The organism is Conyzicola nivalis, from assembly GCF_040548875.1.
GTDB lineage: Bacteria > Actinomycetota > Actinomycetes > Actinomycetales > Microbacteriaceae > Conyzicola > Conyzicola nivalis_A.
In genome coordinates, this window is the sequence record NZ_JBEPSJ010000004.1 from 85,034 (window position 1) to 110,623 (window position 25,590).

Annotated in this window: 25 protein-coding genes; 11 read left to right on the forward strand and 14 right to left on the reverse strand. The window is 70.2% G+C overall.

The genetic code is table 11. The features are described from left to right. Positions 1-49: 49 nt before the first annotated feature. Entirely contained in the window at positions 50-388 is a 339-nt protein-coding gene (locus ABIE21_RS14910) for a hypothetical protein (RefSeq protein WP_354025634.1), read from the forward strand. After that, on the forward strand, positions 388-885 hold the full coding sequence (locus ABIE21_RS14915; protein ID WP_354025635.1) for a GNAT family N-acetyltransferase: 498 nt from the start codon (positions 388-390) through the stop codon (positions 883-885). The genes ABIE21_RS14910 and ABIE21_RS14915 overlap by 1 nt, the downstream gene beginning before the upstream one ends. Here the strand turns inward: ABIE21_RS14915 and ABIE21_RS14920 are convergent. After that, on the reverse strand, positions 871-1,584 hold the full coding sequence (locus ABIE21_RS14920; protein WP_354025636.1) for an ATP-binding cassette domain-containing protein: 714 nt from the start codon (positions 1,582-1,584) through the stop codon (positions 871-873). The two genes, ABIE21_RS14915 and ABIE21_RS14920, sit on opposite strands and share 15 nt — an antisense overlap. 98 nt (positions 1,585-1,682) lie before the next feature. Between ABIE21_RS14920 and ABIE21_RS14925 the strand changes: the two genes are divergently transcribed. Beyond that, entirely contained in the window at positions 1,683-2,327 is a 645-nt protein-coding gene (locus ABIE21_RS14925; protein WP_354025637.1) for a TetR/AcrR family transcriptional regulator, read from the forward strand. Here the strand turns inward: ABIE21_RS14925 and ABIE21_RS14930 are convergent. The 3 genes from ABIE21_RS14930 to ABIE21_RS14940 all read right to left on the reverse strand — a co-directional run bounded on the left by ABIE21_RS14930 (position 2,281) and on the right by ABIE21_RS14940 (position 5,430). Then, positions 2,281-3,498 carry an AAA family ATPase gene (locus tag ABIE21_RS14930; RefSeq protein ID WP_354025638.1) on the reverse strand — a complete coding sequence of 406 codons (1,218 nt, stop codon included), beginning with the start codon at positions 3,496-3,498 and terminating at the stop codon, positions 2,281-2,283. The two genes, ABIE21_RS14925 and ABIE21_RS14930, sit on opposite strands and share 47 nt — an antisense overlap. Next, a complete protein-coding gene (locus ABIE21_RS14935; protein WP_354025639.1) occupies positions 3,495-4,139 on the reverse strand; it encodes a hypothetical protein in 645 nt (214 codons plus the stop codon). Before ABIE21_RS14935 ends, ABIE21_RS14930 begins: the two co-directional genes overlap by 4 nt. A 67-nt stretch (positions 4,140-4,206) precedes the next feature. After that, entirely contained in the window at positions 4,207-5,430 is a 1,224-nt protein-coding gene (locus ABIE21_RS14940) for an NAD(P)/FAD-dependent oxidoreductase (protein ID WP_354025640.1), read from the reverse strand. A gap of 154 nt (positions 5,431-5,584) precedes the next feature. On the opposite strand from ABIE21_RS14940, the gene ABIE21_RS14945 reads away from it, so the two are divergent. Next, a complete protein-coding gene (locus ABIE21_RS14945; RefSeq protein WP_354025641.1) occupies positions 5,585-5,905 on the forward strand; it encodes a helix-turn-helix domain-containing protein in 321 nt (106 codons plus the stop codon). Here ABIE21_RS14945 and ABIE21_RS14950 read toward each other — a convergent pair. Next, positions 5,881-6,477, reverse strand: a complete 597-nt coding sequence (locus ABIE21_RS14950; RefSeq protein WP_354025642.1) for a hypothetical protein — start codon at positions 6,475-6,477, stop codon at positions 5,881-5,883. The two genes, ABIE21_RS14945 and ABIE21_RS14950, sit on opposite strands and share 25 nt — an antisense overlap. 152 nt (positions 6,478-6,629) lie before the next feature. Here ABIE21_RS14950 and ABIE21_RS14955 point away from each other — a divergent pair, with 152 nt between their 5' ends. Next, positions 6,630-7,121, forward strand: a complete 492-nt coding sequence (locus ABIE21_RS14955; RefSeq protein WP_354025643.1) for an Rv3235 family protein — start codon at positions 6,630-6,632, stop codon at positions 7,119-7,121. A gap of 63 nt (positions 7,122-7,184) precedes the next feature. On the opposite strand, the gene secA is transcribed toward ABIE21_RS14955, so the two are convergent. The 6 genes from secA to mtrA form a co-directional block, all read right to left on the reverse strand. After that, positions 7,185-10,013: a preprotein translocase subunit SecA gene (secA, locus tag ABIE21_RS14960; protein ID WP_354025644.1), complete on the reverse strand. Its 2,829-nt coding sequence runs from the start codon at positions 10,011-10,013 to the stop codon at positions 7,185-7,187. 183 nt (positions 10,014-10,196) lie between these two features. Next, positions 10,197-10,898 carry a ribosome hibernation-promoting factor, HPF/YfiA family gene (gene hpf / locus ABIE21_RS14965; protein WP_354025645.1) on the reverse strand — a complete coding sequence of 234 codons (702 nt, stop codon included), beginning with the start codon at positions 10,896-10,898 and terminating at the stop codon, positions 10,197-10,199. A 145-nt stretch (positions 10,899-11,043) separates the two neighbouring features. Beyond that, entirely contained in the window at positions 11,044-11,721 is a 678-nt protein-coding gene (locus ABIE21_RS14970) for a ComF family protein (RefSeq protein WP_354025646.1), read from the reverse strand. Between the two features lie 91 nt (positions 11,722-11,812). Further along, the gene (locus ABIE21_RS14975) at positions 11,813-13,492 is read right to left on the reverse strand and encodes a GerMN domain-containing protein (RefSeq protein WP_354025647.1); all 1,680 of its coding nucleotides are present in this window, start codon (positions 13,490-13,492) and stop codon (positions 11,813-11,815) included. Then, a complete protein-coding gene (gene mtrB, locus ABIE21_RS14980) occupies positions 13,485-15,092 on the reverse strand; it encodes an MtrAB system histidine kinase MtrB (protein WP_354025648.1) in 1,608 nt (535 codons plus the stop codon). The genes ABIE21_RS14975 and mtrB overlap by 8 nt, the downstream gene beginning before the upstream one ends. A gap of 2 nt (positions 15,093-15,094) precedes the next feature. Next, a complete protein-coding gene (gene mtrA, locus ABIE21_RS14985) occupies positions 15,095-15,775 on the reverse strand; it encodes an MtrAB system response regulator MtrA (protein WP_354025649.1) in 681 nt (226 codons plus the stop codon). Positions 15,776-15,899: 124 nt separating this feature from the next. Between mtrA and ABIE21_RS14990 the strand changes: the two genes are divergently transcribed. From ABIE21_RS14990 to ABIE21_RS15010, 5 genes are read left to right on the forward strand one after another with little or no spacing between them, the layout of a single operon-like run. Next, positions 15,900-17,159 (forward strand): hypothetical protein, encoded by a 1,260-nt coding sequence (locus ABIE21_RS14990; RefSeq protein WP_354025650.1) that lies wholly within the window; start codon positions 15,900-15,902, stop codon positions 17,157-17,159. Further along, the gene (locus ABIE21_RS14995) at positions 17,156-17,818 is read left to right on the forward strand and encodes a DUF4129 domain-containing protein (RefSeq protein WP_354025651.1); all 663 of its coding nucleotides are present in this window, start codon (positions 17,156-17,158) and stop codon (positions 17,816-17,818) included. Before ABIE21_RS14990 ends, ABIE21_RS14995 begins: the two co-directional genes overlap by 4 nt. Continuing rightward, the gene (locus ABIE21_RS15000; protein ID WP_354025652.1) at positions 17,815-19,002 is read left to right on the forward strand and encodes a DUF4350 domain-containing protein; all 1,188 of its coding nucleotides are present in this window, start codon (positions 17,815-17,817) and stop codon (positions 19,000-19,002) included. Before ABIE21_RS14995 ends, ABIE21_RS15000 begins: the two co-directional genes overlap by 4 nt. Positions 19,003-19,030: 28 nt before the next feature. Continuing rightward, positions 19,031-20,011, forward strand: a complete 981-nt coding sequence (locus tag ABIE21_RS15005) for an AAA family ATPase (protein ID WP_436232353.1) — start codon at positions 19,031-19,033, stop codon at positions 20,009-20,011. A gap of 36 nt (positions 20,012-20,047) precedes the next feature. After that, positions 20,048-21,364 (forward strand): DUF58 domain-containing protein, encoded by a 1,317-nt coding sequence (locus tag ABIE21_RS15010; RefSeq protein WP_354025653.1) that lies wholly within the window; start codon positions 20,048-20,050, stop codon positions 21,362-21,364. Positions 21,365-21,560: 196 nt separating this feature from the next. On the opposite strand, the gene ABIE21_RS15015 is transcribed toward ABIE21_RS15010, so the two are convergent. From ABIE21_RS15015 to ABIE21_RS15025, 3 genes are read right to left on the reverse strand one after another with little or no spacing between them, the layout of a single operon-like run. After that, entirely contained in the window at positions 21,561-23,060 is a 1,500-nt protein-coding gene (locus ABIE21_RS15015) for a catalase (protein WP_354025654.1), read from the reverse strand. Beyond that, positions 23,053-23,565 (reverse strand): Fur family transcriptional regulator, encoded by a 513-nt coding sequence (locus tag ABIE21_RS15020; protein ID WP_354025655.1) that lies wholly within the window; start codon positions 23,563-23,565, stop codon positions 23,053-23,055. The genes ABIE21_RS15015 and ABIE21_RS15020 overlap by 8 nt, the downstream gene beginning before the upstream one ends. A gap of 52 nt (positions 23,566-23,617) precedes the next feature. After that, positions 23,618-24,613 (reverse strand): stage II sporulation protein M, encoded by a 996-nt coding sequence (locus ABIE21_RS15025; protein ID WP_354025884.1) that lies wholly within the window; start codon positions 24,611-24,613, stop codon positions 23,618-23,620. Positions 24,614-24,629: 16 nt separating this feature from the next. Between ABIE21_RS15025 and ABIE21_RS15030 the strand changes: the two genes are divergently transcribed. Beyond that, positions 24,630-25,535 (forward strand): RDD family protein, encoded by a 906-nt coding sequence (locus tag ABIE21_RS15030; protein ID WP_354025656.1) that lies wholly within the window; start codon positions 24,630-24,632, stop codon positions 25,533-25,535. Positions 25,536-25,590 lie beyond the last annotated feature (55 nt).

Genomic DNA, 25,590 nt, shown 5'->3' on the forward strand with positions numbered 1-25,590 from the left:
TCAGGCTACCGTGTCTGCCGTGCGCCCATCGGCTGCGAGAATAGCTGCTATGAGCAAGGGTTGGGCCATCACGCTGCTCGTGCTCGTGGTCGTCGTGTTCGTCGGCGGCAGCACCGTCGCGGCACTCTCGTTCGTGACGACCCTGAACGCGCGACCGCTCACGGTGACCTGCATCGTCGACTCCACCTATGGTGATGCGACGCAGGGTGCGGATGATGCGGAACGCCCCGGTTTCAGCGTTCAGACCTCGGGAGCCGCCGCCTGCGAGGACTTCTACGTGCGCGACCTCGACGTTCGCGCGCAGATCGAGGTCGGCGAGACCTACGACTTCACCATCACCAACCTGATCGGCTACACGAACGTCGTCGCCGTGCGGCCGGCCCGCTGATGCTCGACACCGAGCGCCTCCTTCTCCCTCCCCTCACCCGCGCGCACACGCCGGAGCTGGTGGACCTGTACTCCGACCCCGACGTCGCCCGGTACATCGGCGGCGCGGCGCGGACCGCGGAGTTCACGGCCGCGCAAGCGGGCCGCCTCGCCGACGAGTGGCGCGACCGGGGCTACGGGCAGAGCGCGGTGATCGACCGGGCGACGGGCGCTTTCCTCGGCCGGGCGGGTCTGCACTACTGGCCGGACTGGGACGAGGTCGAGCTCGGCTACGTGCTCGCGGCTCGCGCGCAGGGTCGCGGTCTCGCTGCCGAGGCGAGCAGGGCGTGGATCGAGTGGGCGCGCGCCGAAGCCGGCATCGACTCCATCACCCCGGTCATCGACCCGCGCAACACCCCGTCGATCGGCCTCGCCCTGCGGCTCGGTTTCGCCCTCGACCGCTCCGACGTCACTCCGACGGGCGTCGCCGTGCGGGTGTACCGGCTACAGCTCGTCTAGCCGCGCCTGAGGGTCGAGGAGGAACCGCGTGTAGTCGTCGACCAGCGCGAGGTCCATCCACTCGCGCCGCTCGAGCCCGGCGTCGCCGACCTCGTAGATCGTGGCCCCCGGCAGCGCGGCGAGCACCGGCGAGTGCGTGGAGAGGATCACCTGGGACCTGCCGTCTGCGAGCCTGGACTTCAACAGACCGAGCAGCGCGAGGCATCCGGAGAACGACAGGGCCGACTCCGGCTCGTCGAGGATCCACAGCCCGGCACCCCGGAAGCGGTCGGCGGCGAACTCGATGAACGACTCCCCGTGCGACCGCTCGTGGTACGCGGCGCCCGGGCTGCCGATCTGCTCCAGGTAGGTGAAGACGCCGTGCATCGTCTCCGCTCGCAGAAAGTAGCCGCGCTTGCTCGCGCCGGCGTTGCGCACAAGCTGCAGGTGGTCCCACAGGGGCGACTCGCTCGCCCGGGTCTCGAGCCGTGCGCTGCTCGAACCGCCCTCGCCCGACAGCCCGTAGGCCATGGCGATCGCCTCGACCAGCGTCGACTTGCCCGCCCCGTTCTCGCCGACGAGCACCGTGGCTGCGCCCAGCTCGAGGCCGTCGTCGAGCAGCCGGGTCACGGGCGCGAGGGTGGCCGGCCAGACGCCACGGTCGATCGGGTTGAGCGGATGCTCGCCGACGGAGCGCACCGGCAGCCGCGAGAACTCCATGCCCGAATCATCGCAGACGCCTCCGTCACCCGGCGGGACACGCACGCCGGCGTCGGTAACATTGTGCATAGTCAGCCGACGTTCTGCGAGGAGGATCCGTGGCGATCAAGCAAGCCGCGAGCACGCAGGCCCTCGCCGGAACCACCAGGGCAGCGAAACCCCAGACCGCCGAGCGTCGCACGGCGATCCTCGAGGCGGCGACGAGCGTCTTCGGCTCGCGCGGCTACAACAACGGCTCCCTCGTCGAGATCGCCGAACGGGTGGGCATGACGCACGCCGGCGTGCTGCACCACTTCGGCTCGAAGGAGAAGCTGCTGCTCGCGGTGCTCGCCCACCGCGACGAGGACGACATCGAGCGGCTCGTCGACCGCAAGCGCCCGGTCGGCGCGGAGTTCCTCGCCCATCTCGTGCACACCACTCGCGAGAACACCGAACGCAGCGGCATCGTGCAGGCCTACGCCGTGCTCTCCGCCGAGTCGGTCACCGGCAACCATCCGGCGCAGCAGTTCTTCCGCAGCCGGTTCGACGGCCTGCGACTCGTGGTCGCCGACGCCCTCGGCCTCACGGTCGGGGCAGACGCCGCCGACGCGCGCGTGGTCGCCGCGGCATCCGCCATCATCGCCGTCATGGACGGCCTGCAGGTGCAGTGGCTGCTCGACCCGGACGGTGTCGACATGCCGGAGACGGTGCAGCTCGTCATCGACGCCATAGTCGAGAGCCTGCGACAGCGCGTCTCCGCGTAGCTCCGACCGGCAGCAGGCGGTCGGCGACGAGCCGCCGGATCGCGAGCCGCGCCGCCGACTTCGGCGCGACCTCGGCGAGCGTGCGGGCGCTGAGCACGGCCGCGTCCATGGCCTGCTGGTCCCAGGGCACGAGCACCGGGTCGTCGATGCCGCCGAAACGGGAGAGCGTCTGCGTGACCTGAGCCGCCGGGCCCAGCCCGATGGCGCTCGCCCGCACCTTGTTCGCCACGACGGTGATCTCGAGCGTCACGGCGACGTCGGCGAGGTCGCCGTGGGCGCGCAGGAAGCGGGCGAGTCCGACGGGATCGGCGGATGCCACGGCGACGATGTGATCGGCCTCGCGCAACGCGGTCACCGTGGCGGCGTTGCGGCGCGGCGCGAACATGTCGCTCGAGATCTCCTCGTCGCTCTCGAGGCTCGACGCGGTGTCGAGCACGACGTAGTCGACCCAGCGGCGGCACTCGTCGATCGTCGCGAGCACGCGGTCGGCCGAGAGCTCGGGCCAGCGGCTGGGCTGCCCGATGCCGGTCAGCACCCAGAACGACGAGTCGCCGGCGTCGTGGCGCTGGCCGATGCGCTCGAGCTCGGCGCGGTCGAGGCTGTCGGCGCCGGCCAGACGGCAGGCGGCGGCGAACCCGGGCGCCTCGTCCATGAGGCCGAGCGCCGGGGCGACGGAGGCGCTGTGCGTGTCGACGTCGGCGAGCGCCACGGTGAACCCGGCCGCCGCGATCTCGGCCGCGATCGCTATGGCGAGGGTGGTGCGACCGGGCGATCCTGCCGGACCCCAGACGGCGATCACCGTGCCCCGCGCGTGCGGCGCGGGCGCAGGCGCGTCGGCTCCGGGTAGCAGCGTGGCGATGGCGTCCCAGCCGGCCTCGGCGTCGACGAGGTCGTAGAGACCGATGCCGGTCGCGTAGCGGCGTTCGACGTCGTTCGACACGGCGGCCACGACCCGCACACCGCGCGCGTCGCATTCGGCGAGCACTCCGTAGCTGAGATAACGCTCGTCGGCCCAGACGATCGCCACTTCGGGCCGGGCCGGCACGAGTGCCGACTCGAGGTCGTCGGCGTCGACGGCGGTGACCACGACATCGTGGCCGTGGCGCCGGGCCTCGAACGCGAGTCGTTCGTCGTGCGGGGACGGCACCGCGAGAGCTATCCGCACGGTCACTTGCCCGGCAGACTGGCGGGCACGACGGCGATAGCGTCGTCGTTCGCGATGGCCTCGAGCACACGGGCCACGTCGGTGCGCGGCACGAGCACCTCGATCGACCTGGAGTCGTTGTCGACCACGAGCCCCTGCCGGTCGACGAGGCGCACGACGGTCGCGCCCGACACGATGACCACCGGCGCCTCGAAAACCCCGCCAGTCGATTCGCGCGCGCTCCAGACATCGACGATGGAGCCGGCCTCGACCGACTCCGCCAGCTCGCCGCTGACCCCGACGACGATCGAGGTCTGCCGCTCCCCCTCCGTCGACCCGACCGCGGAGGCGGGCACGAGCTCGCCCTCGGCGACGGCCTTCGTCACCACGAGTCCGTCGTCGGGCAGGTCGTCGGGCACCAGGTACAGCCGCTCTGCCCCGGCGAGGCGCACACTCGTGCCGACCAGGTCGTCGGCGTCGACCCGGTCGCCGGGGGCGAGAGGCTCCCGGGCGGCGTAGACGAGAACGCTCGAGTCGGCGGCACCCACGATGCCGACGACCCCCGCGACGGAGGCGACGATGAGCAGCAGACCGATCGCGAATCTGGGGTCGAACCAGAACCGCCGGCGCGCGCCGGCTCGGGCCCCGTCGCGCATCGTGGCTGTCATGGTCCCATGCTGTCGATCCGTGCGAAGGTGTGAAAAAGTTATCCACACATTTTCCGCGGCCCGCCGCTCACGCCCGTGTGTCGACCGGCATCCGCTTCGGGCCGGAGGGCAGCATGAGCGACCCGGGCCTCGTGCGCTCGCGCCGGGTCGAACCGGTGGCGAGCACCGCACAGACGAACTCCTTCACCAGGGCTGCCGGCCGCCCCGTGATCCGGAACGCGCGCGGTTCGTCGGCCCGGCTGAGCAGCTGGATCAGCCCGGCCTTCCGTCCGATGCTGATGCACTGGGCGCCGAACCCGACGTCGAGCGGCGCGAGCTCGGCGCCGCGCAACGAGGCGAGCACGTTGTCGGCCGCGTGACCGCCGATCGGCATGGCGATCGCGCAGCCCATGCGCAGGTGCGCGCCGACCGACGAGGGCGGCCGCACGGCGTCGCCCGCGCCGAAGATCTCGGGGTACGCGGGCGCGCGCAGCGTCTCGTCGACGAGGAGGCGGCCGATCGCGTCGACCTCGAGGCCGCTGCGCCTGGCCAGATCGGGCACGGCGAACGACGCGGTCCAGACTGTCACGTCGCTGCCGATCAGCGTGCCGTCCGCGAGCTCGACCGCGACGGGATGAACGCGAGCCACCGCCGCGCCCTCCACGATCTCGACGCCGAGCTTGTCCAGCGAACGCGCGACCGACCTGCGGGACGCGGCCGGAAGGTGGCCGAGCACGGCGCCTCGGGAGACCAGCGTGACGGATGCCGCGGGGTGCTGTTCCGCGAACTCCGCAGCCGCCTCGACCCCGGTGGCTCCTCCCCCGACGACGATGATGCGCTGGTCGGACGCGCCCGCGGAGATCGCGGCGCGGGCGGTCTCGGCCCCGTCCGGGTCGCCGAGCGCGTGGGCGAACTCCGCCACCCCCTGTACGCCGAGCGCGGCGACGCTGCCCACCGCGTAGACCAGGCTGTCGTACCGTTCGCGGGTCACGTCGCCGCCCGCCTCGAAGGAGACCTTCCGCTCGATCGCAACCTCCCGGGCCGGAGCGTCGATCTCGAGCACCGTGCCGACGATCACCTCGACCCGCCCGTGCAGCATGTCGGCGAGCGGGATGGCCGCGGTGGCGCGCGTTCCGGCAGCGACTTCGTGCAGGCGCACCCTCTCGATGAAGTCCGGCGACGAGTTGACCATCACGACGCGCACGCGGCGTGCCTCGTCGGGGGACAGCGACGCCTGCACCCGGTTAGCGGCGATGACGCCGGCGTACCCTGCGCCGATCACGACGACGGTGTGCTCTGACTGCGTGCTCATTCGGTCTCCCCTGTGCCTGTCTTCTCGGTGCGCGACATGCGCTCCACAAAGACCGACTGACCAGCGCCTCCGGACGTGACACCACCGACCCGACGCACCCGGAAAGTTATCCACATCTCCGTTTCATCCACAGCCCCGAGTCCATAATCGACCTATGGACCAGACGGATGCGGCGAGCCTCGGGCGATTTCTCACGCTCGCCGAGACCGCCGAGGTGCTCAACGTCTCGCTGAACCAGGCGTACATCCTCGTGCGCAGCGGCGAGCTTCCGGCCATCAAGATCGGCGGCAAGGGGCAGTGGCGCGTCGAGCGGGACGTGCTCGAGTCGTACATCGAGGCGAAGTACGAGGAGTCGCGCCGACTGAGTCTGTGGAACCAGTCGGACTACGGCAACATCCCGGAGCTCGCGGGCCCGGCATACGAGCGCGGCGATCGTCGCGGCCCCGACGATCAGAGCCGCACGAGCAGGAGCTGATCGAGCGGCACGACCCGGTACTGCGTCACCGCCCTCGACCTGCGCGGCCTGTCGGGCTCGTGCACGGCCAGGTCGAGGTGGTCGCGGCCGACCCGGTCTATCGTGCCGTGCGCGTCGCCGGCGGCGGTGTGCAGCGAGACGGCCGCACGCCGACGGCAGAGGTCGCGCAGCACGAACGGCAGCGTGAGCCGCGCCGACAGGGCACGTTCGTTCACCGGGTTCTCCGGTTGGGTGAGACTCGCCTCGATCTGGGAGCGGGTGAGCAGCAGCGCGGCGACGCCCGCGAGCGGCATGACGCACCGGGAGCGCCGGTCCTCGTTCGCGAGTTCGGCCAGCAACCAGTCGCGGCCGAACGACGAGGGGCGCACGACGAGCTGCTCCCCCGTGGTGAGCAGCACGCCGACCGACTGCTCGGTCGCGTGTCCGCACTCGCCTATCGCGATGAGGCGGTCGCGCACCGTGAGGCGCCCGATGCGCAGCCGCTCCTCTTCTGCCCGCAGGTCGAACTCCTCCGCGCTGAGCTCGCGCTCGAGCTGCCCCTCCAGGTCGTCGAACAGTCTGTCCCAGCGCATGCGCCGACCCTATCGACCACGACGGCGGGACGATAGCGGTTATCCACAGTTTCCGGTAGAGAGCGGGGAGGGGCCCGGCGGGTCTGCTTGAGTCTTCTCACCCCCTGTTCGGGGGTGTGCACTTCTCGCGTTTTTTACGATGGGAGTCCCAGATGACGAGCGCGGCCGCCCGGCGACACGACCATGACGACGAGCGGGCACGTTCACGACATCCATCCGACGCCGCGGCCCTCGCCTCGAAACAGATCCGGGCGCCCTTCGACGAAGACGAGTTCTTCGGGGTGCAGCCCGCCACGCGCGCGACACTGCCCAACCCCGAGCCGCTGCTCGAGAACCTCACCCGCTGCGTCATCGAGATCCTCGCAGGAGCGCGCGATCTCGAGCAGATCGCGCGCTGGGTCGACGACGACGTCTACCGGCACCTGCTCAAGCGGGTCGTGCTGTCGACGCGGGCCCGGCAGGCCAAGGGCCAGGTGGCGCGCCGGCCGAGTTTCTCGATCGGGTCGATGTCGATCTGCGAGCCGCGCGACGGTGTGGTCGAGGCCGTGGTGATCGTGATCGGCAGGGCCCGAACGCGCGCGGTGGCGCTGCGTCTCGAGGGCGTCGACACTCGCTGGAGGGCGACCGCGATCAACGTGCTGTGATGAGAAAAAGCCGGTCGAGTGAGGTCGCGTGCGACCCCACTCGACCGGCTTCAGCCGTGTGGGCTACTTCTTCCTGTCCTGGGCCCGGCGCTGCTGGCGGTTGACGGGCGCTGCCGTGTCCGCCGGGGCATCCGTCGACTGGCCGAAGGCGCCCTTCTTCGTGGGTGCCGCCGCGACGGGCGCCTTGGCCCGGGCGAGGGTCGGGTTCTGCTGCGTGGCCTGCTGGGCGCGGGCGGTCGCCGCGCGCTCGACCTGGCCGCGCTGGTTGCGCACCTCGACCTCGCCGTTGGCCTCTTCGCTCGGAGCCGAGTAGCTGAGCCGCTCGACGGGAGCCGCGTTGCCGGTGAGGCCCTTGGCCGCGACGATCGGCGCGGTCGCGTTCGCGCCGCCGCCGGTCACCTCGACCTCGAGGTTGAACAGGAAGCCGACGGTCTCCTCGCGGATCTGCCCCATCATCTGCTGGTACAGGGCGAAGCCCTCGCGCTGGTACTCGACCAGCGGGTCGCGCTGCGCCATGGCGCGCAGTCCGATGCCGTCCTTGAGGTAGTCCATCTCGTAGAGGTGGTCGCGCCAGCGGCGGTCGATGACCGACAGCACGACGCGGCGCTCGAGCTCGCGCATGGCGGGCTCGCCGAGCTGGGCGGTGCGGTTGTCGTAGGCGACCTGAGCGTCGGAGAGGATCTCCTTCTTGAGGAACGCCTCGGTGACCTTGCCGCGCGCGCCGGCCTCGGTGAGCAGCTCGTCGATCGTGATGCCGACCGGGTAGAGCGTCTTCAGCTCGGTCCAGAGTGCGTCGAAGTCCCACTCCTCGGAGTGTCCCTCGGCGGTGTGCACCTCGATGACCTCGGTGATGACGTCTTCGAGGAAGTGCTTCACGCGGTCCTGGAGGTCGTCGCCCTCGAGGATGTGGCGGCGGTCGCCGTAGATGGCCTCGCGCTGGCGGTTGAGCACGTCGTCGTATTTGAGCACGTTCTTGCGGATCTCGGCGTTGCGGCCTTCGACCTGCGACTGGGCGCTGCGGATGGCGCGGCTGACGACCTTCGACTCGATGGCGAGGTCGTCGGGCACATTGCCGCGGCCCATCAGGGCCTCGGCGGCGCCCGAGTTGAACAGGCGCATCAGGTCGTCCTGCAGCGAGAGGTAGAAGCGGCTCTCGCCCGGGTCTCCCTGGCGTCCCGAGCGGCCGCGCAGCTGGTTGTCGATTCGGCGCGACTCGTGGCGCTCGGTTCCGAGGACGTAGAGTCCGCCGACGGCGACGACGCGCTCGGCCTCCTCGCCGACCTCCTTCTTCACCTCGGCGAAGACGGAGTCCCACTCGGCCTCGTACTCGTCGGGGGTGTCGACCGGGCTGAGGCCCTTGTTGTTCATGTGGGCCACCGCGAGGAACTCTGCGTTGCCGCCGAGCATCACGTCGGTGCCTCGACCGGCCATGTTGGTGGCGACGGTCACCGCGCCCAGGCGGCCGGCCTGGGCGATGATGGATGCCTCGCGTGCGTGGTTCTTCGCGTTGAGCACCTCGTGCTTGACGCCGCGCTTCGCGAGCAGCTTCGACAGCAGCTCGCTCTTCTCGACGCTCGTCGTTCCGACCAGCACGGGCTGGCCCTTCTCGTGACGCCCGACGATGTCGGCGACGACCTGCTCGAACTTCGACTGCTCGTTCTTGTAGATCAGGTCGCTCTGATCCTTGCGCAGCATGGGCTTGTTGGTGGGGATGGGCACCACGCCGAGCTTGTAGGTCGCCATGAACTCCGCGGCCTCGGTCTCGGCGGTACCGGTCATGCCCGACAGCTTCTTGTAGAGACGGAAGTAGTTCTGCAGCGTCACCGTGGCGAGCGTCTGGTTCTCGGCCTTGACCGCCACACCCTCCTTGGCCTCTATCGCCTGGTGGATGCCCTCGTTGTAGCGGCGCCCCATGAGGATGCGGCCGGTGTGCTCGTCGACGATGAGCACCTCGCCGTTCATCACGACGTAGTCCTTGTCCTTCTTGAACAGGGCCTTCGCCTTGATCGAGTTGTTCAGGAACGAGATGAGCGGGGTGTTGGCCGACTCGTACAGGTTGTCGATGCCGAGGTAGTCCTCGACCTTCTCGATGCCGGGCTCGAGCACACCGACGGTGCGCTTCTTCTCGTCGACCTCGAAGTCGACCTCGGGGGTGAGCTTGTTGGCGAGGTTCGCGAACTCGGTGAACCAGCGGTTCGCCTCTCCCGACGCGGGGCCGGAGATGATCAGCGGGGTGCGGGCCTCGTCGATGAGGATCGAGTCGACCTCGTCGACCACCGCGTAGAAGTGGCCGCGCTGCACCATGTCCTGCGCCTGCCAGGCCATGTTGTCGCGCAGGTAGTCGAAGCCGAACTCGTTGTTGGTGCCGTAGGTGACGTCGGCCATGTACTGCTGGCGACGCTCCTCGGGGCTCTGCCCGGAGAGGATGACGCCCGTGGTCATGCCGAGGGCGCGGAAGACGCGGCCCATGAGCTCGGACTGGTAGCTCGCGAGGTAGTCGTTGACCGTGATCACGTGCACGCCGCGGCTGGCGATGGCGTTGAGGTAGGCGGGGAGCGTGGCGACGAGGGTCTTGCCCTCTCCGGTCTTCATCTCGGCGATGTTGCCGAGGTGGAGGGCTGCGCCGCCCATGACCTGGACGTCGAAGTGCCTCATGCCGAGGGTGCGCTTGGCCGCCTCGCGAACGGCGGCGAAGGCCTCGGGCAGCAGGTCGTCGAGCGACTCGCCGTTGCCGTAGCGTTCGCGCAGCTCGACGGTCTCGTTCTTGAGCTCGTCATCGGTGAGCTGGGTGAAATCGTCTTCCAGGTGGTTGACGGCTTCTGCATAGTGCTTGAGGCGACGAAGGAGTCGACCCTCACCTACGCGAAGTGCGCGTTCGAGAACGTTGGCCACGACTTACTCCAAAGGTTGTTGAGCGCGGGTCTTTCCGCGCGCGGGCACAGTGTCGCGCCCGCCGTTACCGGCTCGTAATGGTAGCAAGCCTACCCAGCCAGACGCTGTGCCCTGTCTGGGTGGGCAGGCTTGCTTACTGCATTACGCCGCAGGCGTATCAAACGCTCTGCGCGCGGGGCGTACTCAACGCGCTACGACGAGCTTCGCTCCCATCTCGGTCGACGCGTCGACCTGCCCCGCGTTCTCGTCGAGGCCGATCACCCCGTAGTCCCAGCCCTTGCGGCGGTAGACGACGCTCGGGCGGTGCGTCTCGTCGTCGATGAACAGGTAGAAGTCGTGGCCGACGAGCTCCATCTGGTAGAGCGCGTCGTCGACCGACATCGGCGTGGCCTCGAACACCTTCTTACGGATCACGACGGGGCAGTACGGCTCTTCGACGTCTTCGGAGAGCGCCTCGGGCTGTACCGCGACGGCTCCGGTGCGCACGCTCTCGAGCACCTGCGGCGCCGCAGGGGTGATGTCGATGACGCTGAATCCATCACTGGATGCTTCTCGCAACGAGACGGGGCGATGCTGGCCCCGATGGACCTTCTTGCGGTCTTTGGCCTGGCGGATGCGTTCTATGAGTTTCGACATGGCCAGGTCGAAGGCCACGTACTTGTCCGAACCGTCGGACTCCGCCCGCACGAGCGGCCCCGGGCCGATGAGGGTGAGCTCTACGCGGTCGTCGCCGGTGGCTCCCCGTGTCTCGTGATGGCGGGTGACTTTGATTTCGAATGCAATGGCTTTCTCGGCGAGACTGACGACCTTGTCTGCCTTCTCCATTGCGTACTCGCGGAAGCGATCCGTGACGCCAACGTTGCGTCCGGTGATGGAAATTTCCATGTGCGACCTCCCAGCCCTAATGGCGCCGCCCTTTATTTCAGGCCGTGAAGCCTGTTTTTGTCAGGCGATGAAATTTGTTCTCTCGCGCCTTTTCGCCAACCGTAGTCCGGTTGCGCGGCAATGTCACGAACCGGTCACGCTAGTCTCATAAGACGTTCAGAGAACGGACACCGGGATGCTGTGCGCGCTTTTGCGTGTACGCCAGCGTGGCCGCCGCGACGACTTCACCGCCGCCGGCACGCACCGCTCGTGACGCCTCCGCGATAGTCGATCCCGTGGTGAGGACGTCGTCGACGAGCAGAAACCGTCGCCCGCCCAGGACGTGCACGGCGCGCAGGTAGCCGTCCCTGTTGCCGGAACGCTCGTCGGCGGTCAGCTTCTTCTGCTGGGCGGCGCGGCGGGTCGTGGCGAGCTCACGCGTCGGCCGGAGTCCCGCCCGCCGCACCAGCAGGGCGACGGGGTCGTAGCCGCGACGACGGTAGGCCGCGGGGCTCGTCGGCACCGGCAGGATCTCCGCCCCCGCTGCCGCGGCGCTCATCGCCTCGGCCATCGCCGCGGCGAGCGGGACGGCCAGTCGTCGGGCGACATCCGTTCTGCCCTGTTCCTTGAACGCGAGGATCGCGCTGCGCACGACACCGTCGTAGTCGAGGGCGCTGACCACGGGTGTTCCGTCGATGAGCCGGCGCGCGACGGGCTCAGGCGCCAGGGCGTCGGAGCAGACGGAGCAGAGCGACCGGTCGCGCGCACCGCAGCCGGCGCAGTCGACCGGCAGCACGAGGGCCCAGGCGTCGAGCAGCGCATCCAGCAGAATGTCGGGCAGCATCAGCCGAGTATCGGCCCGCCGCCCACCGAGCCGGGTGCGCATGGCACGACCCGTGGAAGCGTGCGCGTCGCCGTCACCCGGGGAGGAGGGGCTACTGCTGCACCGCGAGCAGGGTCGCGGTGGTGCCCGTCTGCTGCCAGCTGGTGCCGCGCGGCCGGAAGATCTCGCCCTGGTCGGTGAGGACGCGCAGCCCGTCGGTGCCGCCGTTGCCGCCGACGATGGTCACGCCGCCCTCGAGCTGCCCCAGTACCGCGCTCGGGCCGCCGATCTCGAAGCTCATGACGGTCGTCTCGCCGCCGGTGCGCGACAGCGTGGCCACGGTGCGGTTGTCGACCCACGCCGCGCCCACAGGGGTCGCCTTGCCGACCTGCAGCGGGAAGGGCTCGCCGAGCGCGACGGGCACGCCGTCCTGGCGGAGGATCCCGTAGAGGTTGAGCTGCGGCCCCGCGCTCGTGCTGAGGTACATCAGCAGCCGCGCTCCGTCGCGGGAGACGGCCAGCGCGACGACGCCCGCATCGGCGGGCAGGGTGGAGCCGACGACGTGCGGCTGGCCGTCCAGGCCGAACGCGGTGAGCGCGGAGGCGCTGGATTCGGGCACCGACCAGATGAATCCGGAGTTGTCGATCGAGGGGGCCGCGAGTCCGGGCCTCTCGTCGACCAGGAGCGGGGGTGTCGCTCCCGTGCGCACCGCGAACACCCCCTGCGGGTTGCGCACGGCGGCCTGCGACTTCCCGCTCCCGAGGGCGACGGCGGTCGGCGCGAGCGCCACGACCTTGTTGCTGAGCTGCGGGATCGGGTTGATGTCGTTGACGGCGGCGAAGCCGAACTCGTCGTCCGAGAGCACGAGCGGCGCCGGCTCTACCGTGGGGATGGTGACGGCGGTCGCGGCGTCGGTGTCGGGGATCTCCAGCGGTATGCCGCCGACCGTGATGACGACGCTCGACACCACGGCGAGGCTGGCCGAGAGCTGCTGCCGCATACGCTGGCGTTCGACGGTGGTCGTCGACCTCGCCTCGTCGGAGAGGTCGACGGTGGCGACCCCGGCCGTGATCGTGACGAGCCCGTCGCCGAGCTGGGTGCCGGCGGGGAAGGCAGAGACGACGACGCCGTTGCTCAACCAGGGAGACTGGCCGGCGAGCAGTGAGTTCACCACCCGGATCGAGGTGCTCGACCGGGTCGGGAACCACCGCACGTCGGGCACCAGGTACGCGCCGCTCGGGTCGAAGTAGAACAGCGGGTATTCGCCGAAGACCTGGGGGAAGTTGTTCTGCGAGAGCACGATCCCCGGCGGCGCGGAGCTGATCCGCCACTGGTCGTCCTCCTTCACGAAGGTGAACGGCAGGCTCAGGCTGGCAGGGTCGCTCGCGCTGTACCGGCCCTCTCGGCTGACGCTCGCCGAGGTGGAGAGCGAGTATGACAGTTCGATCTCGGAGTCGCGGCGCACCGTGCCGATGCCGGAGCGGATCGTGGTCAGCTCGTCGGGGTCCCACTCCTCGGCGAAGTCCTCGGCGAGAAACTGCCGGGCTATCTCGTAGCCGTTCTGGGGGTTGGTGGCGGCGGCGATGAAGTCGGAGAGGATCTCCTCCTGGGTCGACTCGGCGCGCGGGCCCTGTGGCTCGAAGCCGAGGTTCGGCTCGGCCTCGTCGTTGACGGCGCTGCCCGCGGTGACGCGGCCGTCGGTCGGGATTCCGGCGCAGGCGGAGAGGCCGAGCATCGCCGCGACGGCGAGCGCGACGGCGGCGCGACGGGTACGCGAGGTGCGGTCAGACATCGGCGTCCTCCTTCGTGGCGGCCTCGACGGGCGGCAGTTCGAGCGGCGACTCGGTGATGACCGTTCCGCGGACGCGGGGCAGGGTGAGCCGGAAGCAGGAGCCCTCCCCGGGTGCAGACCAGACCTCGAGCCAGCCGCCGTGCAGCGCGGCGTCCTCGAGGGAGATCGCGAGGCCGAGGCCGGTGCCGCCCGTCGAGCGCTGCCTCGACGGGTCTGCGCGCCAGAACCGGTCGAACACCCGCTCCATAGCCGCCGAGGTCATGCCGATGCCGTAGTCGCGCACCGCGATGGCGACGGCGGTCGCGTTGCTGTCGACGTAGACGACGATCGGGCGGCCCTCGCCGTGGTCGATGGCGTTCGCGAGCAGGTTCTGCAGGATGCGGCGGATGCGACGCGAGTCGACGTCGGCCTGGAAGTATCCCCCGGGCGCATCCAGCCGCAGCTCGGTGCCCTTCGACGCCGACAGCGTCTGCACCGAGTCGATGGCGTCCTCGACGAGGCGCACCAGGTTCGTCGGCTCCACCTCCATGTCGACGGCGCCGGCGTCGTAGCGGCTCATCTCGAGCAGGTCGGCGAGCAGCAGCTCGAACCGCTGCACCTGCGTGTGCAGCAGCTCGGTGGTGCGGGCGGTCGCGGGAGGGAAGGTGTCGCGCTGGTCGTAGAGCACGTCGCCGGCGAGGCGGATCGTGGTCAGCGGAGTGCGCAGCTCGTGCGAGACGTCGGAGACGAACCGCTGCTGCACCTGGGAGAGCGCCGCGAGCTTGGTGATCTGCTTCTGCAGGCTGTCGGCCATGCCGTTGAACGAGCGGGCGAGGGTGGCGATGACGTCTTCGCCGCGCTCGGGGATACGCACCTCGAGCTGTCCGGCGGCGAGCTTCTCGCTCGTCTCGGCGGCGAGGCGCACCGGGGCGACGATGAGTCGCACCACGGTGAACGTCACGGCGCCGATGAGCACCACGAGGCTCGAGAGCCCAAGCCAGAGGGTGCCCTGCACGAACGACAGCACCTGCTGCGTGTCGCTCAGGTTGTAGACGAGGTAGAGCTCGTACTGCCCGGAGGTGGGAACATCGAGCAGCGAGCCGACGACGATTCCCGGATCGACGCCGCCGTCGTCGCGGTCGAGCGACACCGACTGCCAGTACTGGCGTCCGTCGCTCGACGACTCGACGCTCTCCCGCAGCTCGGGCGAGATGGTGGTCTCCGGGTCGAGGCCGCGGGTGGTGAGGTCGACGGGGATGCGCGGACCGGACTGCCCCGGGGTGCGCAGGATCGCGATCTCGGTGCCCGCCGGGGTGAGCGACGCCTGGATCGCTGCGTTCGACGCCGCGCTCATCGCCGTCTCGAGGTCGAGAGACGACGACTGCTGAGCTGCGTCGAAACGCACCTGCGCGGCGATGTTCGACCGCTCGGAGGCGGCGAGCGCGTCGTTCACGCGGGAGTTGAACAGGTTCGTGTTGATGCTGTACGACATGACCAGGCCGATCACACCCACGGCGACCGTGCACAACGCCACCGAGATGGCCACCGTGCGCCACTGCAGCGACGAGCGCCACAGCCGCTCGAGGCGCAGCAGCCACGCGCGCCAGGTGAGGTAGCGCATGGCTAGCCGGGGCTGCCGGCACGGTAACCCACCCCGCGCACGGTCATGACGATCCTCGGGTTGTCCGGGTCGAGCTCGACCTTGGCGCGCAGCCGCTGCACGTGCACGTTCACGAGCCGGGTGTCTGCCTTGTAGTGGTAGCCCCACACCTGCTCGAGAAGCATCTCGCGCGTGAACACCTGCTGCGGTTTGAGTGCGAGCGCCAGCAGAAGCTCGAATTCGAGGGGGGTCAGGTTGATCTTGTCGCTGCCGCGCAGCACCTCGTGGCCGGCGACGTCGAGAACCAGGTCGCCCACGGTGAGGGTGCCGGTCGGCGACTCGGGGCTGGGGCGTAGACGCGTGCGGATGCGTGCGACCAGCTCCTTGGGATTGAACGGCTTGACGACGTAGTCGTCGGCTCCGCTCTCCAGGCCCTTCACCACGTCCGCGGTGTCGCTCTTTGCGGTCAGCATGATGATGGGGACGCCGGACTCCTCGCGGATCTGCGAGCACACCTCGATGCCGTCGATGCCGGGCAGCATGAGGTCGAGCAGAACGAGGTCGGGATCGGCGCTGTGGAAGGCGTCGAGGGCACCGGAGCCGTCGGCGCAGAACGAGATCTCGAATCCTTCGGCGCGCAACACGATGCCGATCATCTCCGCGAGAGCGGTGTCATCGTCGACTACTAGAATTTTGGCGTTCATAGCCCTCTACCGTTTGTGGCCCAGCTTTCGGGTAAAAGCGGGAGCTTTCGCACAAGAGTAGCCGAGTGTGTGAGCATAAATAGCGCACTCGCATTCGAGACGCAGAAGGAAGAGGCACTTCTCAGTGAGCGACAACAATGTGTGGCAGCCGCCGAGCGGCACGCCCGCACCTCCTCCTTCCCCGCCCGTGGCTCCCGGCGCCTTTCCCCCGCCGACAGCGCAGTTTCCGCCGCCGGCCGCGCAGTATCCGCCGCAGCAGCCCGGAAGCACGCAGCAGCCCGCGTGGACCCCGCCGCCCAAGCCCGGCCTGATCCCGCTGCGCCCGCTCGGCTTCGGCACCCTCCTCGGGGCGTCGTTCCAGGTCATCCGCCGCAACCCGCGCCCCACGTTCGGCATCGCGCTGCTGCTCAACGGCGTCGTCATCCTGCTCTTCGTCGGCATCATCGCCGGCGTCGCCACCTGGGCGTTCTCGCGCGTCAACTCCGCCACGGTCGAGAACACCGACGAGATCACCGCCGGCGCCATCGGCGCGGGTGTGCTCGCCGCGCTCATCCCCATCGTTCTCTCGGTGCTCGTCGGCGCCGTGCTGCAGGGCATCATCTCCCTCGAGGTCTCCCGGGCGACTCTCGGCGAGAAGCTGACGACGCGCAGCCTCTGGCGCCTCGCCCGCGGCCGCATCGGCGCGCTCATCGGCTGGTCGGCCGCCGTGACCGGGGCGGTGACCGTCGCCGTCGTCGCGGTCAGCCTGATCGTCACGCTGATCATCTCGTTCGGCGGCGACGCCGGGGTGGTCATCGGCATCATCCTCGCGATCTTCGCCGGACTCGGCGCCGTGGTCGTCTGGTTCTGGCTCGCGACCAAGCTCTCGCTCATCCCGAGCATCCTGATGCTCGAGCGGCTGCCTCTGCGCGAGGCCATCGGCAGGTCATGGCGCCTCACCTCCGGCGCCGGGTACTTCTGGAAGATCCTGGGCACGCAGCTGCTCGTCAACTTCATCGTGCAGACGGCGGCCCAGGTCGTCACGTTCCCGCTCTCGATCGTCAGCGGCATCGGCGGCGCCCTGGTGAACCCGAACGAGGACATGAGCGCCGGCATCGCGGTCATCGCCGTCACCTACGTGCTCACGGGCATCGTCAGCCTCGTCTTCTCCGCCCTCGCGTCGGTGACGCAGGCGTCGGTGACGGCACTCCTCTACATCGACGTGCGCATGCGCAAGGAAGGCCTCGACCTCGAGCTGGTGCGCTTCGTCGAGGCCAGACAGGTCGGACAGAGCGGTGTCGGCAACCCGTACCTCGTCGACGCGGCGACCGGATCGCAGTCCGCGCCCCGTCAGCCCGCGCCCCCGACGCCCATGCCCCCGACGAACGACTCCCCCTGGTCGTGACGGCCGGGCTGAGCGCATCGGCGGCCGGAGCCGTCGGCGTCCCCGTCGACCCCGACGCCGACGAGGCGCGGCGGCTGCTGCTCGACGAGCTGTCCAAGCCCGAGTACCGGGAGGCGCAGCCCACGTGGTTCGACCGTCTCGCCACCGCCATCGGCGACTGGCTCCAGTCGCTCACCGTCGGCTCGGCGGGCGGTCCTCCCGGCATCGGCCTGCTCATCGTCATCCTCCTGGTGGTCGTCGCCCTCGTGGTGGCGTTCCTCGTCTTCGGGCTTCCGCGGCTGTCCACCAGGAGCCGGGTCACCGGCAGCCTCTTCGGCGACGACGCGCGCGACGCCGCCGCGATCCGGCGTGCCGCCGAGTCGGCGGCGGGTCGCGGCGACTTCGCGCTCGCCATCACCGAGATGTTCCGTGCGACGGCTCGCGGGCTCGCGGAGCGCACCGTGCTCAGCACCACTCCGGGCACCACCGCGCACGACTTCGCCCAGCGGGCGGCATCCGCCTTCCCCGATTTCGACGACGCCCTCCGCGACGCCGCCGTCGCCTTCGACGAGGTGCGCTACCTCGGCCGCGACGGCAGCGCCACCCAGTACGAGGCGATCGCCGCCCTGGAACGTGGACTGCGCGAGGCCAGGCCCGTGCTCGACACGGTGGGCGGATGAGCGCCCCCGCCGGCGAGCAGCGGGTCATCACCGCACGCCCGGGAACCGCGCTGCGCCGTTCGGTGTTCTGGATCGCCGCCGCGGCATTCGCCGTGATCGTGAGCCTCGTCGGCATCCTCGTCGCTGGATCGATGTCGACGAGCGACCCGCTCGCCGCCGACAACCCCGCACCGGCCGGCGCCAAGGCGCTCGTCGAGGTGCTGCGCCAGCAGGGTGTCGCCGTCGAGATCGCCTCGAGCCTCGACGAGGCCGAGGAGGCAGTCGACGACGCCGCATCCGCCACACTCCTCTACTACGACCCCGACTCGATCCTCGACACCGAGCAGCGCACGCGCGCGTTCGCCATCGCCGACACGCTCGTCGCCGTGAACCCGAGCTTCGACCAGCTCGCCGACATCTCGCCCGACGTCGCCCAGGCCGGCGCCGTGGACGGGGAGGCGACCGCCGGGTGCGACCTGCGGGCGGCGACGAACGCCGGCTCGATCACGAGCGACGGCTTCGCCTTCCGCTACATCGGAACCGACGAGAGCGCCGTGCAGTGCTTCGACGACGGCGACGACGCCTACTCGCTGGTTCGGGTGCCCCACGGCGACGGAACCGCGACCGTCGTCGGCACCACGCGGGCGCTCAGCAACGAGTTCGTCGCCGACAGGGGCAACGCCGCGTTCGGCCTCGCCCTGCTGGGCGAGAACCCCACGCTCGTCTGGTACATCCCGACGGTCGACGACCTGACGACCGAGGTCCCGCCGACCCTGGGCGAGCTCAGCCCCGGCTGGGTGCTGCCCGCCACGGCCCTCGTGCTGCTCACCGCCCTCGCCGCCGCGGTGTGGCGTGGCCGGCGCTTCGGCCCGCTCATCGTCGAGAACCTGCCCGTCACCGTCAGGGCGAACGAGACCATGCAGGGCCGCGCGCGCCTGTACGAGAAGTCGTCGGCGCGCATGCGGGCGATCGACTCGCTGCGCATCGGCGCCGTGCAGCGGATCGCCGTGCTCTGCGGCCTTCCCCGGGTCGCGACCGTCGACGACGTGATCGCGGCGGCCGCCGCCGTCACCCGCACCGACCTGGCCGAGGTGCGACGCGTGTTGCTCGACGCGGCGCCCGCCACCGACCGAGACCTGGTCGGGCTCTCGGACGACCTGCTCACCCTCGAACGTTCCGTCGCGACATCCGTCACTCCCACCTGAAGCCCCGATGAAAGAGAGCACCGCCCGCATGCAGGACGCACCAACGCACCAGATGTCAGAGACCGAGCTGCGCGCTGCCTTCGCCCGGGTGCGTGACGAGGTCGGCAAGTCGGTGGTCGGGCAGGACGCCGCCGTCACCGGCCTGATGATCGCCCTGCTCGCCGGCGGGCACGTGCTGCTCGAGGGCGTTCCCGGCGTCGCGAAGACCCTGCTCGTGCGCACCCTGAGCCACACGCTCAAGCTCGACACCAAGCGCGTGCAGTTCACCCCCGACCTCATGCCCGGCGACGTCACCGGATCGCTCGTCTACGACGCGAAGGCGGGCGAGTTCGAATTCCGCAACGGGCCGGTGTTCACCAACATCATGCTGGCCGACGAGATCAACCGCACGCCGCCGAAGACCCAGTCGGCGCTGCTCGAGGCCATGGAGGAGCGGCAGGTCTCGGTCGACGGCCTCAGCCGTGCGCTGCCGGTGCCGTTCATGGTCGCCGCCACGATGAACCCGATCGAGTACGAGGGCACGTACACGCTTCCCGAGGCGCAGCTCGACCGCTTTATGCTCAAGCTCGTGCTCGACCTGCCCGACCGCGACACCGAGGTCGAGGTGATCCGCCGGCACGCGGCCGGGTTCAACCCGCGTGATCTCGCGTCCGCGGGCGTCACCGCGGTGCTCGACGCCGGGCAGCTCGCCCAGGCGCAGGCCGCCGCCGCATCCGTCGGCGCATCGGCCGACGTCATCGGCTACGCCGTCGACCTGGCCCGCGCCACCCGCCAGAGCCCCTCGGTCAAGCTGGGCGTGAGCCCGCGCGGCACCACGGCACTGCTCTCCGCGGCCAAGGCGTGGGCGTGGCTGACCGGATTCGACGCGATCACCCCGGACCACGTGCAGGCCATGGCGCTGCCGGTCATGCGCCACCGCCTGCAGCTGCGCCCCGAGGCCGAGCTCGAGGGCGTCTCGGCCGACGTGATCCTGCGCTCGATCATGCAGCAGGTGCAGGTGCCGATCTAGTGCGCACCCCCGGCAGAGCAAGAAGGATCGCGCCTCATGGCCATTAGCGGCAGGTTCGTTCTCCTGATCGCGGCCGGCATCGTGCCGGTCGTGGTGTTCGCCGACCCCTCCGCGCTCTACCTGTGGCTCGCCTTCTGCGTGCTGCTCGCCGGGTTCGACCTGGTGCTGGCCGCCTCTCCCCGCCGCATCCGCCTCGACCGGGCGCTGCCGGGGCCGGTGCGCCTGGGCGAGCGCGTCGAGGCGACCCTGTTCCTCACCAACCAGAGCGGGCGGCGGATGCGCGCGGTCGTGCGTGACGGCTGGCCGCCCTCCGCGGCGGCCTCCCCCACTCGGCAGCGTGTGTCGGTCCCGGACGCCGAGCGCCGGTCGATCGTCACAGCGCTCACCCCGTTCCGGCGCGGGGAGCGGCGCGCCGCCCACGTGACCCTGCGCTCGTTCGGGCCGCTCGGGCTGCTCGCCCGCCAGGCGTCGATCGTGGTTCCCGGCGCGATCACCGTGCTGCCGCCGTTCAACTCCCGCAAGCACCTGCCGTCGAGGCTGGCCCGCCTGCGCGAGCTCGACGGGGCGACGAGCGTGATGGTGCGCGGGCAGGGAACCGAGTTCGACAGCCTGCGCGACTACGTGCGCGGCGACGACGTGCGCTCGATCGACTGGCGCGCGACCGCCCGCCACGGCGACCTCTCCGCCGGAACCGGCCGCGGCCTCGTCGTGCGCACCTGGCGCCCGGAGCGCGACCGCCGCGTTGTGATCGTCGTCGACAGCGGCCGCACCTCGGCGGCGCGCATCGACAACGAGCCCCGCATCGACACCGCCTTCGAGTCGGCGCTGCTGCTCGCCGCTCTCGCCAGCCGCGCCGGCGACCGCGTCGACCTCGTCGTCTTCGACCGCCGGGTGCGCGGACGCGTGCAGGGCGCCAGCGGCGCCGATCTGCTGAATCGGATGGTCACGACGATGGCCCCGGTCGAACCGGAGCTCATCGAGATGGACTGGAGCGCGGTGCCGGCCCTCGTGCGCTCCGTCACGTCGCAACGCGCCCTCGTCGTGCTCGCCACCTCGATCGACGCGCCGGGCGCCTCCCGCGGCCTGCTCACGGTGCTGCCGCAGCTCACCCGCAGGCACACCGTGCTCGTGTCGAGCGTCGTCGACCCGACCGTGATCGAGGCGACCCGCCAACGGGCGGACCGCGCGGAGGTGTACCGGGCGGCCGCCGGCGAACGGGCCCTGCTCGACATGGCACGCGTGTCGGCCGCCATCCGTCAGCTCGGAGCCGAGGTCGTCACGGGCGCGCCCGCCGACCTGCCGCCCGCCCTCGCCGACCGGTACATAGCGCTCAAGGCCGCCGGCCGGCTGTAGCCGCGCGCCCGGTGGAGTGCCCGGTGCGTGCGCGAGCGCCCGGTGCGTGCGCTGGGCCCGGTGTCGCGGCCCGACCGTAAACGAAGGACTTGACGCCCGTGCACCCGTTGAACCTGTGTTCACGGGCCGCACGGAGCGGCAAGTCCTTCGTTTTCAGTGCTGCTGCTCGTTGAGTGCTGCTGCTCGATCGGTGCTGTTACGCGGCCGGACCGGTTCCCACGGGCTCGGCGACCTCGTTCGGGGTCTCGCCGGGCGTGGCGAGGTTCGAGCGGAGTGCCGCGCCGAGGGTCGCGTCGACGTTGGTCCAGTACTGGATGGCGCGCTCGCGGATCTCGGGCACGGTGGTGCCGCCGACTGCTCCCGTGATGGTCTCGAGGAAGCGCGCCTTGGCCGCGTCGTCGTAGACCTCGCGGTAGAGCGTTCCCGCCTGGCCGAAGTCGGAGTCCTCGGTGTGCAGCGTGGCCGCCGAGCGCACGAGCTCTCCGTCGGACTCCCAGCTGCCTGCGCCGGCGATGGCCGGGTCGGCCACGGGACCGCCGAAGGAGTTCGGCGCGTAGACGGGAGCCGTCGCGGGCTTGAAGCCGTGGCGGGCAGCGCCGTCCTGCGAGTAGTTGTGCACGGGCGACTTCGGCGCGTTCACGGGCAGCTCGTTGTAGTTCGTGCCGACGCGGTAGCGCTGCGCGTCGGGGTACGAGAACACGCGCGCCATGAGCATCTTGTCGGGGCTGATGTCGATGCCCGGAACCGTGTTCGCGGGCGAGAACGCCGCCTGCTCGATCTCGGCGAAGAAGTTCTCCGGGTTGCGGTTGAGCGTGTGGGTGCCGACCTTGATCAGCGGGTAGTCCGCGTGCGGCCAGACCTTCGTCAGGTCGAACGGGTTGAAGCGGTACGACTTCGCGTCGGCGTAGGGCATGACCTGCACGTGCACGTCCCACGAGGGGAAGTCGCCGGCGGCGATGGCCTCGTAGAGGTCGCGGCGGTAGTAGTCGGCGTCGGCACCGGCGATCTCCTGCGCCTCGGCGCCGCCCATCTCGATGTTCCCCTGGTTCGACGTGAAGTGGTACTTCACCCAGAAGCGCTCGCCCGCGGCGTTGATCCACTGGTAGGTGTGCGAGCCGAAGCCGGGCATCTGGCGCCACGAACGCGGCAGGCCGCGGTCACCCATGAGGTAGGTGACCTGGTGGGCGCTCTCGGGCGAGAGGGTCCAGAAGTCCCACTGCATGTCGGCGTCGCGCAGGCCGGAGCCGGGCAGGCGCTTCTGCGAGTGGATGAAGTCGGGGAACTTGATCCCATCGCGGATGAAGAACACCGGGGTGTTGTTGCCGACGATGTCGTAGTTGCCCTCGGAGGTGTAGAACTTCACCGAGAAGCCGCGCACGTCGCGCCAGGTGTCGGGCGAGCCCTGCTCGCCGGCGACGCTGGAGAAGCGCTGCAGCGTCGAGGTGGTCGCGCCGGGCTGGAAGACGGCCGCGCGTGTGTAGGCCGAGACGTCCTCGGTCACGACGAACTCGCCGTGGGCGCCGCCGCCCTTGGCGTGCACGATGCGCTCCGGGATGCGCTCGCGGTTGAACTGGGCCAGCTTCTCGACGAGGTAGCGGTCGTGCAGGGCTGTGACGCCGTCGTTGCCCGCGGTGAGGGAGTGGGCGTCGCTCGGGACTGCGGAACCGGTCTGGCTCGTCGTGTACTGGTCAGTCATGGATCTCCTTAGGTGTTGCCGGTGGTGTGTCGTGCGGGAAGGGGGCGCTGTGCCGGCCGTCAGCGCGCTGGCTGTCAGCACGCTGGCTGTCATCGCGCTGGCAGTCGGCACAGAGGCCCCAGAAAGTCACTTCGGCCGTGGCGAGGGTGAAGCCGGCCGTGTCGGATGGGGTGAGGCAGGGCGCGTGGCCGACGACGCAGTCGACGTCGGCCACGGCGCCGCACGAGGTGCAGACGATGTGGTGGTGGTTGTCTCCGACGCGGAGCTCGTACCGTGCCGCGGAGTTCGCCGGCTCGATCCTGCGGAGAAGACCCGCGGCCGTGAGGTCGGAGAGGACGTTGTGCACCGACTGGATGCTCGTGGTCGCGTCGGCCGCGACGAGCCGGCGATGCAGGGCGACGGCGTCGCTGTGCGGCGCGGACTCGAGGGCGGAGAGCAGCGCGACCCGCCCCGCGGTGACTCTGAGACCGGCGGTGCGGAGTTCGGGTTCGAAGCTCTGCGGCATCCGCCCACACTAGCCATTATCGTGAACGACTAAAAATAAGGGCACCCTTGGGTCAGCCGGCGATGAGCTGCTTCGCACCGGCCTCGAACTCGTCGAGGTCGCCGGTCTGGCCCGCGCGGAATGCACGCCGGCCCTGGATCCACTGGTAGGCGAGGAAGGCGGCGAGCGCCACCGTGCCGATGCCGATCTTGACCGCCCACGGCCAGTCCTGCCGGGTGACGTTGCCCTCGATCAGCCCGGAGACGAGCAGCGAGAGGACGAGTCCGATCGCGACGGCGAACAGGGCGCGCCCGTCTTCGGCCAGCGCCTGGCCGCGCGTGCGGGCACCCGGCGCCATCCACGACCAGGCGATGCGCATGCCCGCCGCGCCGGCAACGAAGATCGAGTACAGCTCGAGCTGGCCGTGCGGGGCGATGTATAGGAAGAACACGTCGAGGCGGTCGTGGCTCTCCATCACGGCCGCGGTGAGGCCGATCTGCTGGGCGTTGGTGAAGAGCAGGTACGGAGCATAGAAGCCGACGACCCCGAAGGCGACGCACTGGGCTGCGAGCCATGCGTTGTTCGTCCAGACCTGGGCGGCGAACGACCCCTCGGCGTAGTTCGAGTAGTAGTTCACGAAGTCCTCCTTCGCGTACTGCTCGAGCTGGCTGGTGTCGCCCATGGTGGCGAGCACCTGCGGATCGGACATCGCCCACAGCGCGTAGAGGGCGCCGATGCCGAGGCTCGCGGCGGTGACGGCGAGGCTCAGCCAGCGGATGCGGTACAGCGCCGCCGGCAGTTGGAGGACGAAGAAACGCGCCAGCTGGGCGAGGACGTTGCTCGAGGTTCCCGTGAACCGCTGCCTGGCGGTCGAGAGGTAGAGCGAGAGCCGATCGCCCTGCGTCGACTGCCCCGTCGTGGTCTTGATCGCCGAGAGCTGCGTCGCGCCCGACTGGTAACGGTCGATGAGCTCGTCCGCCTCGGGGCCCGTGAAGTGGTGCTTCTTGCCCAATTGGGCGAGGCGGTCCCATTCTTCGCGGTGAGCGGCGGCGTAGGCGTCGAGGTCCATCTGCTTAAATGATGACATGCCGCGCCCTCCCGCGATCGACCAGTCCGCCCGCGCGTCGTCGCGCGTCGTCTCCCCGACCACGTCGCTGCCCGAGTCCTTCGCCGAATTCGACGACACGATCGTCACCGGCGAGGCCGTAGCGCTCGACCTGCGCACCGCCAGCTTCGTCCTGCGCGGCGCAGGCGCGATGATCGACTGGCTCACCTACTTCGGGCTCTACGTGCTCGGCATCCTCCTGCTGCTGCCCGTGCTCATCGACAGCCTGCAGCTCGACGACGCGCTCGTGGCCGCGGTCGCGATCGCGCTGCTCGTCGTGGCGATCGTGGTCGCGCCGATCACCGTCGAGCTGCTGACGCGCGGCAAGTCGCTCGGCAAGCTCGCGGTCGGCGCGCGCATCGTGCGCGACGACGGCGGGGCGATCGGGTTCAGGCACGCGTTCATCCGTGCGCTCACCGGCGTGCTCGAGATCTACCTCACGTTCGGCGGCATCGCGATCGCGGTGTCGCTGCTCAACTCACGCTCGAAGCGCCTCGGCGACCTGCTCGCCGGCACCTACAGCCAGTACGAGCGGGTGTCGCGCGTCGTCAAGCCCGTGTACGGCGTGCCCGTGCAGCTCGCCCAGTGGGCGCTGACCGCCGACGTGGCGCGCATGCCCGACCGGCTGTCGCGCCGCATCAGCCAGTATCTGGCCCAGGCAGGGCAGCTGACGCCGGACACCCGCGTGCGGGTCGCGCGCGACCTCGCGATCGAGGTCTCGCCGTTCGTGTCGCCGCTGCCCGCCGTCGATCCGGAGCTGTTCCTCGCCGGGGTCGCGGCCGTGCGCCGCGAACGGGACTTCACCGCCCTGCAGCTCGAGGCCCGAGGGCTCGAGCGGCTCGCGCCCGTGCTCACCGGGCTGCCGAACGGCTTTCCCGAGCGCTGAGCCCGGCCGCGTCGCCCCGGTCGCATCCGCCCCGTCCGTCGGCTGCCCGCGGCTG